At 61.2% G+C, this 9682-nt stretch carries 13 protein-coding genes and 1 pseudogene; 11 read left to right on the top strand and 3 right to left on the bottom strand.

Translation table 11 applies throughout. The annotated features are described in order from the left end of the window. The 3 genes and pseudogenes from I5W_RS11010 to I5W_RS11000 form a co-directional block, all read left to right on the top strand. A pseudogene (locus I5W_RS11010) lies at positions 1 to 277 on the top strand (flagellar biosynthesis protein FlhF); the annotation flags it as partial. 34 nt (positions 278 to 311) lie between these two features. Continuing rightward, a complete protein-coding gene (locus tag I5W_RS11005; protein ID WP_017450923.1) occupies positions 312 to 1115 on the top strand; it encodes a MinD/ParA family ATP-binding protein in 804 nt (267 codons plus the stop codon). A gap of 5 nt (positions 1116 to 1120) precedes the next feature. Further along, the gene (locus I5W_RS11000) at positions 1121 to 1858 is read left to right on the top strand and encodes an RNA polymerase sigma factor FliA (protein ID WP_017450924.1); all 738 of its coding nucleotides are present in this window, start codon (positions 1121 to 1123) and stop codon (positions 1856 to 1858) included. Between the two features lie 94 nt (positions 1859 to 1952). On the opposite strand, the gene I5W_RS10995 is transcribed toward I5W_RS11000, so the two are convergent. The 3 genes from I5W_RS10995 to flgA form a co-directional block, all read right to left on the bottom strand. Beyond that, positions 1953 to 2411 (bottom strand): flagella synthesis protein FlgN, encoded by a 459-nt coding sequence (locus I5W_RS10995; protein WP_017450925.1) that lies wholly within the window; start codon positions 2409 to 2411, stop codon positions 1953 to 1955. Between the two features lie 31 nt (positions 2412 to 2442). Continuing rightward, a complete protein-coding gene (flgM, locus tag I5W_RS10990; protein ID WP_017450926.1) occupies positions 2443 to 2763 on the bottom strand; it encodes a flagellar biosynthesis anti-sigma factor FlgM in 321 nt (106 codons plus the stop codon). Between the two features lie 212 nt (positions 2764 to 2975). Next, positions 2976 to 3713 (bottom strand): flagellar basal body P-ring formation chaperone FlgA, encoded by a 738-nt coding sequence (flgA, locus tag I5W_RS10985; protein ID WP_252716992.1) that lies wholly within the window; start codon positions 3711 to 3713, stop codon positions 2976 to 2978. Positions 3714 to 3932: 219 nt separating this feature from the next. Here flgA and flgB point away from each other — a divergent pair, with 219 nt between their 5' ends. The 8 genes from flgB to I5W_RS10945 form a co-directional block, all read left to right on the top strand. After that, a complete protein-coding gene (gene flgB / locus I5W_RS10980; RefSeq protein ID WP_017450928.1) occupies positions 3933 to 4361 on the top strand; it encodes a flagellar basal body rod protein FlgB in 429 nt (142 codons plus the stop codon). A gap of 6 nt (positions 4362 to 4367) precedes the next feature. Continuing rightward, entirely contained in the window at positions 4368 to 4772 is a 405-nt protein-coding gene (gene flgC / locus I5W_RS10975) for a flagellar basal body rod protein FlgC (RefSeq protein ID WP_017450929.1), read from the top strand. A gap of 14 nt (positions 4773 to 4786) precedes the next feature. Continuing rightward, positions 4787 to 5509 carry a flagellar hook assembly protein FlgD gene (locus I5W_RS10970; RefSeq protein WP_017450930.1) on the top strand — a complete coding sequence of 241 codons (723 nt, stop codon included), beginning with the start codon at positions 4787 to 4789 and terminating at the stop codon, positions 5507 to 5509. Positions 5510 to 5548: 39 nt separating this feature from the next. Next, the gene (flgE, locus tag I5W_RS10965; RefSeq protein WP_044529246.1) at positions 5549 to 6838 is read left to right on the top strand and encodes a flagellar hook protein FlgE; all 1290 of its coding nucleotides are present in this window, start codon (positions 5549 to 5551) and stop codon (positions 6836 to 6838) included. Between the two features lie 90 nt (positions 6839 to 6928). Beyond that, entirely contained in the window at positions 6929 to 7666 is a 738-nt protein-coding gene (flgF, locus tag I5W_RS10960) for a flagellar basal-body rod protein FlgF (protein ID WP_044529245.1), read from the top strand. A gap of 76 nt (positions 7667 to 7742) precedes the next feature. Further along, on the top strand, positions 7743 to 8525 hold the full coding sequence (gene flgG, locus I5W_RS10955) for a flagellar basal-body rod protein FlgG (RefSeq protein ID WP_017450933.1): 783 nt from the start codon (positions 7743 to 7745) through the stop codon (positions 8523 to 8525). Positions 8526 to 8623: 98 nt separating this feature from the next. Beyond that, the gene (locus tag I5W_RS10950) at positions 8624 to 9283 is read left to right on the top strand and encodes a flagellar basal body L-ring protein FlgH (RefSeq protein ID WP_017450934.1); all 660 of its coding nucleotides are present in this window, start codon (positions 8624 to 8626) and stop codon (positions 9281 to 9283) included. 38 nt (positions 9284 to 9321) lie between these two features. Then, the coding region (locus tag I5W_RS10945; protein ID WP_044529244.1) for a flagellar basal body P-ring protein FlgI at positions 9322 to 9682 on the top strand (361 nt) is incomplete at its 3' end.

Genomic DNA, 9682 nt, shown 5'->3' with positions numbered 1-9682 from the left:
CCGGTGCATCATCANCCAAGCTGATGAAAGCGGCCACCATCGGTAACGTGCTGGACGTGGTGATCCGTCACAAGCTCAATCTGCATTACGTGCCAAATGGCCAGCGCGTGCCGGAAGACCTGCATGTGGCCAACAAGCTCTACCTGGCAGATCGCGCCTTCAAGCAGAAGCGCGAAACGGCTCCCTTCGAATTCCAGGAGGGGGAGTTCCGGGGGTCATCGGTCCCACCGCCATGTCCATGAATGACAAAGGACTGCGTGAGGTGAGCTTTGGCTAGTTACGACATCGATCAGGCAACAGGTCTGCGGCGGATGCTGGAGCGTCCGGTACCCAGGCTGTTTACCTTCTTCTCGGTGCTGGGCGAAGAAGAGAAAAGCGCCATGCTCATCAATCTGGCAGCCTCGCTGGCGCAGGCCAAGCACAGCGTGCTGGTGGTGGATGGCGACGTTGCCAGTACTGGACTCTTGACCCGCATCGGCCTGCGCCACGACGTGGCCACGCTGCAGGAAGTCGCCCGCATGGAGCGTACTCTGGTCGAAGCCACACGGCGCTTGCCGGAGGGTTTTTCGATGGCGCGCATCGCCCGGCGCAGCGTGCCCCAGGCCACTGACCCGGATGCCGGGCGCCTGGCCGAGATCTTCGACAGCCTTATCGAACAGGCTGAAATCACGCTGGTCAATGGCGTGCTGGCGCGCGATGAATCGCTGCCGGTACCGACCATGGAAATGGGCGAGATCGTGATTCAGGTCTCGACTACGGCCTCTTCGATCAAGGCCGCCTATGTCTTGTTGAAGAGCTTGAGCGACCGTATCGGCCGTCGTCCCTTCAGCCTCATCGTCAATGACGCCACCGAGGCCGAAGCGCGTACTGTCTATGCCAACATGGCCCAGGCGGCCAGCCGCTATCTGGCGGCGCAGTTGAATTTCCTCGGGTCCATCCCGGCCGACGACCATATACGCCGGGCTACCGGTCAGGGCCGGGCAGTGATGGATGTGTTCCCCTTCGCCGGGGCGGCACTGGCTTTCCAGCGTCTGTCCAAGCGATTCACGGCGGGTGCTGACAGCGCTCGCAGCACTTACGGCATGGCTACCGACGGTGCCAGCCTGGGAGCGTGACGTGCATGTATAACGTCAAGGGAAAGAAGGGCAAGAACGACGTCCTGGAGCAACATGCGCCGCTGGTCAAGAAACTGGCGCATCAGCTCAAGGCCAAGTTGCCCCCTAGCGTGGAGGTGGACGACCTGATCCAGGCCGGCATGATGGGCTTGCTCGACGCCGTCAACCGCTACGAGGAAACCCATGGCGCGCAGTTCGAGACCTATGCCGTACAGCGCATCCGGGGCGCCATGCTGGATGAACTGCGCAGCAGCGACTGGCTGCCGCGCAGCATCCGCCAGAATGCCCGCAAGGTGGAGGAAGCCATGCAGGCGCTGTTGCAGCAACTGGGGCGCCAGCCGCAGGAAGCGGAAGTGGCGCAGCACATGAAGATCAGCCTGGTCGAGTATCAATCGCTGCTGACCGAATGCGGTGGCCACCAGTTGATCTACTACGAAGACTTCCACGACGATGAGGGCGGTCATGAGCACTTCCTGGACCGCTACCAGACGGGCGAAGCCGATGACGACCCGCTGCAGAGCCTGATCAATGGCGGCTTTCGCGACGCCGTGGTCGATTCCATCAAGGCCTTGCCCGAGCGCGAGCAGATCTTGATGGCCTTGTACTACGAGCAGGAAATGAACCTCAAGGAAATCGGCGCCGTCATGGGGGTGTCCGAGTCGCGCGTATGCCAGTTGCATAGCCAGGCGATTTCGCGGATGCGCACCTATCTGCGCGAGCATTCCTGGAGTGGGGTGGCCTGAGGCGCGACACGCTCCATGCTGCCAAAGTGCGGCGTCAAAAACGACAAAGCCCGGCACTGCCGGGCTTTTTGCATGATGCGGGAGAGTACAGCTATCAGACCACGCCCAGCCTGCGGCCAGAGGACTTGATGCTGCTCTGGCCATCCGGTCCATAGAAGTTGCCGGCGCTGGTCTTGCCTTGCAGGATGGTCAAGGCGCTCTGGTTGATGGAGAGCTTCTTGCCGATCAGCAAGCCATTGACGCGGTTCAATTCCTTGGCGTCCTGCGCCAGTTCGAACATGCTGGCCCAGACATCCTTGTCGGTCTCGTCGCCTTGTTCATTCATCCATTTCTGCATCCCGGCTTCGTCTTCGCTGTAGCCAAGCTGGCCCAGCAGGAGATGACGGTTACCGGCCAGGGTGGACATTTCGGCAACAATGCTGGCTTTTTCGGAGATGATGTCGGTCAAGCCTTCCGCCGTGGCTTCCGCCAGCAAGGCCTGCTCCTGACGCAGTTTTTCCACCAGGCGGGACAGGGCGGCTTGTTCCAATTGCAACTTGCTGGCCGGATTCATGCGAAAGATCCTGTGATCGAACGATGGACGATCAGGCCTGGCGGGCGCTGATCAGGGTCTTGACGGTATCGATGAGGCCATTGGCGACTTTTTCCGGATCGATCTGGAAGGTGCCGTTGGCAATGGCGGCCTTGATCTCGGCCACTTTCTTGGCGTCGAAGCTGCTGCTGTTGCTGTTGACCTTGGTCTCCAGCGCCTGGTAGGTGCTGGACAGGCGCACGCTGTCCGAAGCGGCTGCGGCAGCCGGCGCGCCATTGCCGCTGGCAGCGCCGGCCTGGGCGTTGTTGCGGGTCTGGGTCTGCGTCTGCTCGGTGTTGAGGGCAGCGGATTTGAGGGCGTCGTTAACGTTCACGGCAGTAGTCCTTGTAGGGTGGGGGCGCTTTGCACCCGCCTGTCGTATGGATTATCGACCAATTCTGAGCAAACTTTAACATCCTGGGCCGCAAAATGAAGAAATGCCGGAAATTTTCTTCACATCTTCCCTGGTAGGCCGTTCGGGAGTGGCTCCGTACCGCCCGGCCCGGAAAATTACTTCATATCAATGGCCAAGCGGCATCAGCCAGCTCAATAATTGATTTCCAGGATCCCGCCAGCCTTGGCAATGCCGCTGACCACCTGGCCGGCCGCCGTGCGGGCCTGGGCCATCTGGCCCTCGTTGGCATTGGTCAGGGCGCGTGCCTCGGTAGAAATCTGGAAGCCCGGACCATTGGAGACGACCCGTACCGCCTGGCCTTGCTGCACCACCCGTTGGTTGCGGATGGCATCCATGCGCAGCGGGGTGCCGGCGCGCAGGGACATGTTGGCCACGCGCCCGATGACCTGCGACTCTTCGGTCAGCACACCGCTGGGCAGGGCTGACATGTCGCCGCGGATACGGGTGATGTCGCTGGCGCTGATGGTCTGGCCTTGGGCCAGGGGCACGGCCGCCACCAAGTAGTCCGAGATCACTTGTACATTGGCGCGCAGGTAAATGGTCCAAGGCGAAGGGGCGATGCACTTGACGCCCACCGTGGTGCGCCCGAACAGGCGTCCGCCATTGGGCATGAAGGCTTGCGGTTCCAGGCAACTGGCCAGGGTCAGACGCGGATCGGCGGGATCGATGGTGACGGTGACGCTGCCGGGCAAGCCGGAAGTCTGGCTTTTCAGGAATTGCTCGGCAACCTGTTGCACGACTTGCAAGTCCTGCTTTTGCGGGGTGTTGGGGTCGTTTTGCGCCAGGGCAGGCGCGAACTGGCCCAGGCTGCCGCACAGCAGGAGCAGGGCGGCCAGGGTGGGGCGCAGGGCGCGGAGAAGGTGTTTCATTTTGTGCAACTTGCCGGTGAGGGCACAGCGAATCTTGGCAGCCATGTTACTTCGCGCGCGCGAGGTCAAAAGCGCAAACAGGGGAGGCTTTTCTCTCTTTATCGCCCCTTAGGTTGCGCAGGGCAAACGTATGATCAAGCCTACGTAATTCCATCATCGGCGCAGTGCGCGACCTGCCCAGGCAGGGGCGGTGCGGCGCCGGTTTTTCCGGAGGACCTGATGGTCTCTAAGCTCGACGACTACTTCCGTTTTAACGAGATGGCGCTGAACCTGCGGGCCCAGCGCCAGCAGGTGCTGGCATCCAATATCGCCAACGCGGATACGCCCAACTACAAGGCGCGTGACGTCAATTTTGCCGATGCGCTCAAGAACGCGCTGGACAACAAGACCAGCGCCATGCCGCCGCTGCAACTGGAGCGTACCTCGGCGGCCCACGTGGCCGGCACTGCGCCCGACAACGGTCCGGGCAGCATCGGCGGTACTGCCTTGCAGTACCGCACGCCGGCACAGGGCAGTGTGGACGGCAACACGGTCGATCTGGATGTGGAACGCAATGAATTCGTCGACAACGGTATTCGCTATGAAGCCGGCGTCACCGCCGTGAACGGCCAGATCAAGGCCATGATGAACGCCATCCAACCGGGTTGATAAACCATGTCCCTTTCCAATATCTTCAATGTGGCCGGTTCGGCCATGAGCGCCCAGGCTCAACGTCTTAATGCCACGGCCAGCAACATCGCCAACGCCGACAGCGCCACCAGCCCCGACGGTACGCCCTACAAGGCCAAGCAGGTGGTGTTCCAGGCCATTCCGGTGGGTGACGTCAAGGATAGCGGCGTGAAGGTGGCCGCCGTGGTCGAGGACCAGGCACCGCCCAAGCTGGTCTACGACCCCAAGCACCCGCTGGCCGATGGCAATGGCTATGTGGCCATGCCCAACGTCAATCCGGTCGAGGAAATGGTCAACATGATCTCGGCTTCCCGTTCCTACCAGACCAACGTGGAAACGATGAATACGGCCAAGGCCATGCTGGTCAAGACCCTTACCATCGGACAATAAACAGGATTCCCACCATGGCCATCGTCTCCAATGACCTGCTCAGCGCAATGAACGGTGCGAGCAGCACTTCCAGTACCAGCAGTTCTTCCAGCCTCGACAACAACAGCCCGGATGCGATCCAGAACCGCTTCCTGACGCTGCTGATTGCGCAGATGAAGAACCAGGATCCCAGCAACCCGATGGACAACTCGCAACTGACCAGCCAGATGGCCCAGTTGTCGACGGTCTCGGGCATCAGCCAGTTGAACAACTCGCTGTCCACGCTGATGAGCAGCATCAATTCCTCGCAAGCGCTGTCCACGGCCAACATGATCGGCCACAGCGTGCTGGCACCGGGCAACAACATCCAGTTGATGACCGATACCAGCAAGGATGCCAACGGCAACGACGTCACCAGCCAGAAGGCGGTGCTGGGTGTGAACCTGTCCGGCACGGCGTCTTCGGTGATCGTCACCATCAAGGACGCCACCGGCGCCGTGGTGCACACCACCGATCTCGGTACCCAGGCAGCAGGTGCCGTCCCGGTGATCTGGGACGGCAGCAACGACTCGGGTGGCAAGGCTCCCGATGGCAAGTACACCTTCACCGTCAGCGCCTCCAACAATGGCACCGCAGTGGCGGCCACGGCGCTGTCTTTCGGCACCGTCTCCAGCGTCTCGACGGCCGCGGACGGCGTCAAGCTCAATGTCACCAACGTCGGCACCATCAAGCCGACCGACGTGGTGCAGATTCTTTAATCGTTATTACCGACATCTGTCGCAACAAGGGGGTATCTCATGAGTTTTCAACAAGGCCTGAGCGGGCTCAACGGTGCAGCCAAGAGCCTGGACGTCATCGGTAATAACGTGGCCAACGCCAGCACGGTGGGTTTCAAGCAGTCGCAGACCCAGTTTGCCGACATGTACGCCAATTCCATGAACCGTTCCGGCAACTCGCCGGTGGGCATCGGTGTGACCGTGGCCGATGTGTCGCAACAATTCACTCAAGGCAATATCACCTCGTCCAATAACCCGCTGGATATCGCCATCAATGGTGACGGTTTCTTCCAGGTGTCGTCTTCCCTGACCAACCAATCGCCGATGTATGGCCGCAATGGCCAGTTCCAGCTGGACAAGAACGGCTACATCGTCAATCCCAGCATGAATGGCGCCTACCTGATGGGCTGGGCTGCCGGCGCCTCGGGCGGTGACCCGGTGGCGCTGCAGATCGATACCTCCTCGATTCCTGCCACCACCACCACCACCATCAATACCAAGGTCAATCTGGATTCGCGCTCGCCCAATATTCCGACCACCACGGTCTTCAACGCCAACGATCCGACCACCTATACCAATTCGACCGGCGTCACGATTTACGACAGCCTGGGCAATCCCTATAGCGTGCAGACCTACTACGTCAAGAACCCGCCCAATACGGCGGTGACCCCACCCACCACGACCTGGGACGTGTACGCCAAGGTCGGCAGCAACACCCTGGTGACTACCTCGGGCGGCACCACGCCGCTGAAGCTGGGTTCGATGACCTTCAATTCGACCGGTGCGCTGGTCAGTGGTGGCTCCATGACCATCGACCTCACCTCGACTGGCCCCAATGCCAACATTGCAGCCGGTGGCGGCAACTTCGCCAGCACCATCGCTTTGAACTATGCCGGTACGACCCAGACCGGTTCGGCCTTCGTGAACCTGGCTCAGAACCAGAACGGTATGCCCCCGGGCACGCTGTCGAGTTTCTCGATCGACAAGGATGGCACCATCGTTGGTTCTAACAGCAACCAGCAGACCAAGAACCTGGGCAACGTGGTGCTGGTCAACTTCGCCAATCCCAACGGCCTGCAGCCACTTGGCAACAACCTGTACCAGGCTACCGGTGCGGCTGGCAGTCCGCTGGTGGGTAAGCCTAGCACCGGTACCTTTGGTACCCTGCAGGCGCGTGCGGTGGAAGACTCCAACGTCGACCTGACTGCCGAGCTGGTCAACATGATCGTGGCCCAGCGCGTCTACCAGGCCAACTCGCAGACCATCAAGGTGCAGGACACCGTGCTGCAGACTCTGGTCAGCCTGCGCTGATAGCAGTCGCATGTAGCAAGGCTGCCGGCGTCGCCGGTGGCCGGTTTCAATCGGTGGCGCCGGGGGTTGGCGCCACATCAAAGGGGTTTTATGGATCGTCTGGTCTATACAGCGATGTCGGGCGCCAAGCACACGCTTGAGCAACAAGCCAGCGCCAGCAACAATCTGGCTAATGCTACGACTACGGGTTTTCGCGCCCAATTGAATACCTTCCGTTCGGCGCCGGTAGTGGGGGAAGGCTTGCCGACGCGTGCCTTCGTGGTCGATTCCACAGCGGGTAGCGATTTTTCCCAGGGGCCGATCCAGGATACCGGGCGCGCACTGGACGTGGCGGTGCAGGGCCGTGGCTGGATCGCGGTGCAGACCGCCGATGGCGGCGAAGCCTACACCCGCAACGGCAGCTTCAAGATCAACGAGAACGGCATCCTGCAGACTCAGAACGGCCAGTCCGTGCAGGGCGACGGTGGCCCGATTACCATTCCGCCCGACACCACGGTGGCCATTGCGGCCGATGGCACGGTGTCGTCGATTCCGACCAACGGCATTCCCAACGCGGTCAACGTGCTGGGTCGCATCAAGCTGGTCAACCCGGATGAGAAAAACCTGCAGCGCGGTGACGATGGCCTGTTTCGCACCATCACCGGTGCGGCCCAGCCCGACGCCAATGTTCGCCTGGCCAGCGGGGCGCTGGAAGGCAGTAACGTCAACGTGGTGGAGGCGATGGTTAACATGATCAACCTGTCGCGCCAGTTCGAGATGAACATGAAGGTGATCCAGACTGCCGAAGGCGATGCGTCCAAGGCGACGTCGATCCTGTCGCTGTCCTGATGCTGCCCAAGCACTTGCTCACGCACCTGAACAACCGATGCACCCGCAGCGCAAGCGCTGATTACCGGAGAAACAAATGATTCGTTCCCTGTGGATTTCCAAGACCGGCCTGGATGCGCAACAGACGCAACTGGACGTGATCTCCAACAACCTGGCCAACGTCAGCACCAACGGTTTCAAGCGTTCGCGCGCCGTCTTCGAAGACCTGCTGTACCAGACCGTGCGCCAACCCGGCGCCCAGTCCTCGCAGCAGACGCAATTGCCCTCGGGCCTGCAGATCGGTACCGGCGTGCGCCCGGTGGCGACCGAACGCATCTTCACCCAAGGCAACGTCAACCAGACCAACAATGACAAGGATCTGGCGATCCAGGGCAATGGTTTCTTCCAGATCCTGCTGCCGGACGGCACCACCGCCTATACCCGCGACGGTTCCTTCCAGACCGACAACCAGGGCCAACTGGTGACCTCCAGCGGCTACACCTTGCAGCCGCCGATCACCGTGCCGCTCAATACCACCAAACTGAGTGTGGGCCGTGATGGTACGGTCTCGATCATGCAGGCGGGATCGACTGCCACCACCCAGATCGGTACGATCCAGGTCGCTACCTTCATCAACCCGGCTGGCCTGGAAAGCCGTGGCGAAAACCTGTACGTGGAAACCGCCGCCTCCGGCACACCCAACCCCAACACCCCGGGCACCAACGGTGCCGGCGCGCTGTGGCAGGGTTACGTGGAAACCTCCAACGTCAACGTGGTGGAAGAACTGGTCAACATGATCCAGACCCAGCGCGCCTACGAAATCAACAGCAAGGCCATCACCACTTCCGACCAGATGCTGGCCAAGATTTCGCAGCTGTAAGGCAGTAGCGCCTTGGCGCGATAGCAGCACAGGCAGCAGGGCAGGGATGTGGTTTCATGAACCAAGGTAGTGGGTAGCAGAGAAAGGACGAGGCAGAGATGAAGAACACGCTGAAATTGGCCACCATCGCGGGGGTATTGGCTGTCACCGGTTGCACCACCGTGCCCGACAGCATCGTGACCGGTCCCAAGACGGCGCGTCCGCAGCCGGCTTCCTATGCCCCGCCGACCTCGGGTGCGATCTTCCAGTCGGCGGTCTATCGCCCGTTGCTGGAAGACCGTCGTGCACGCCTGGTGGGCGACACCCTGACCATCGTCATCAACGAGAAGACCAGTGCCGGCAAGTCGGCCGCCAGCTCGGCCAGCAAGACCGGTGCCGTGGCCTCGCCGGCACCGACCATCTTCGGTACCTCGATCAAGGAACTGTCGGCCAATGGCAGTTCCTCGGCCAAGTTCGACGACAAGGGCGCCACCACCTCCAGCAACACCTTCACCGGCACCATCGGCGTGACCGTGGTGGAAGTGCTGCCCAATGGCAACCTGGTGGTCTCGGGTGAAAAGCAGGTGGCGCTGGACAAGGGCGTGGAATACGTGCGCTTCTCCGGTACCGTCAGCCCCGACAACATCCAGACCGGAAATACCGTTTCCTCCACCCTGGTGGCGGATGCCAAGGTGGAATACCGTACCAACACCCGGGTGGACATGGCTGACTTCATGTCTTCGCTGGGCCGATTCTTCTTCAGCGTTTCTCCTTTCTGATGTGGAGTAGTGCAATGACCCGGAAAGGATTTTTCTCCATGGATATGATCAGGATGGGCGGCAAGCTGCTCTCGGCGGCTGCCGTGGCAGCCTTGTGCCTGGCCGCTGCCGTGCCGGCCAACGCCGAGCGGCTCAAGGACCTGGCCAGCATCCAGGGCGTGCGGCAGAACCAGCTGGTCGGTTACGGCCTGGTGGTGGGTCTCGATGGCAGTGGTGACCAGACCACCCAGACCCCTTTCACCGTGCAAAGCGTCATCAGCATGTTGCAGCAGTTGGGCGTGAACGTGCCCACCGGCACCAGCAGCAACATGCAGTTGAAGAACGTGGCGGCGGCCATGGTCACGGCGACCCTGCCGGCCTTCGCCCAGCCGGGTCAACTCATCGATGTGACGGTTTCTT

It is taken from the genome of Herbaspirillum sp. B65 (assembly GCF_000333555.1).
Lineage (GTDB): Bacteria > Pseudomonadota > Gammaproteobacteria > Burkholderiales > Burkholderiaceae_D > Herbaspirillum > Herbaspirillum rubrisubalbicans.
This window is presented reverse-complemented; position numbering and strand designations above follow the sequence as displayed.

What these genes read in the sequence shown, in the direction of transcription:
- I5W_RS11000 (WP_017450924.1), top strand. Translation starts at nt 1,121, where the DNA reads ATGTATAACGTCAAGGGAAAGAAGGGCAAGAACGACGTCCTGGAGCAA.
- flgB (WP_017450928.1), top strand. Translation starts at nt 3,933, where the DNA reads ATGGTCTCTAAGCTCGACGACTACTTCCGTTTTAACGAGATGGCGCTG.
- flgC (WP_017450929.1), top strand. Translation starts at nt 4,368, where the DNA reads ATGTCCCTTTCCAATATCTTCAATGTGGCCGGTTCGGCCATGAGCGCC.
- flgA (WP_252716992.1), bottom strand. Translation starts at nt 3,713, where the DNA reads ATGAAACACCTTCTCCGCGCCCTGCGCCCCACCCTGGCCGCCCTGCTC.
- I5W_RS11005 (WP_017450923.1), top strand. Translation starts at nt 312, where the DNA reads ATGCTGGAGCGTCCGGTACCCAGGCTGTTTACCTTCTTCTCGGTGCTG.
- I5W_RS10995 (WP_017450925.1), bottom strand. Translation starts at nt 2,411, where the DNA reads ATGAATCCGGCCAGCAAGTTGCAATTGGAACAAGCCGCCCTGTCCCGC.
- I5W_RS10950 (WP_017450934.1), top strand. Translation starts at nt 8,624, where the DNA reads ATGAAGAACACGCTGAAATTGGCCACCATCGCGGGGGTATTGGCTGTC.
- flgF (WP_044529245.1), top strand. Translation starts at nt 6,929, where the DNA reads ATGGATCGTCTGGTCTATACAGCGATGTCGGGCGCCAAGCACACGCTT.
- flgG (WP_017450933.1), top strand. Translation starts at nt 7,743, where the DNA reads ATGATTCGTTCCCTGTGGATTTCCAAGACCGGCCTGGATGCGCAACAG.
- flgE (WP_044529246.1), top strand. Translation starts at nt 5,549, where the DNA reads ATGAGTTTTCAACAAGGCCTGAGCGGGCTCAACGGTGCAGCCAAGAGC.
- I5W_RS10970 (WP_017450930.1), top strand. Translation starts at nt 4,787, where the DNA reads ATGGCCATCGTCTCCAATGACCTGCTCAGCGCAATGAACGGTGCGAGC.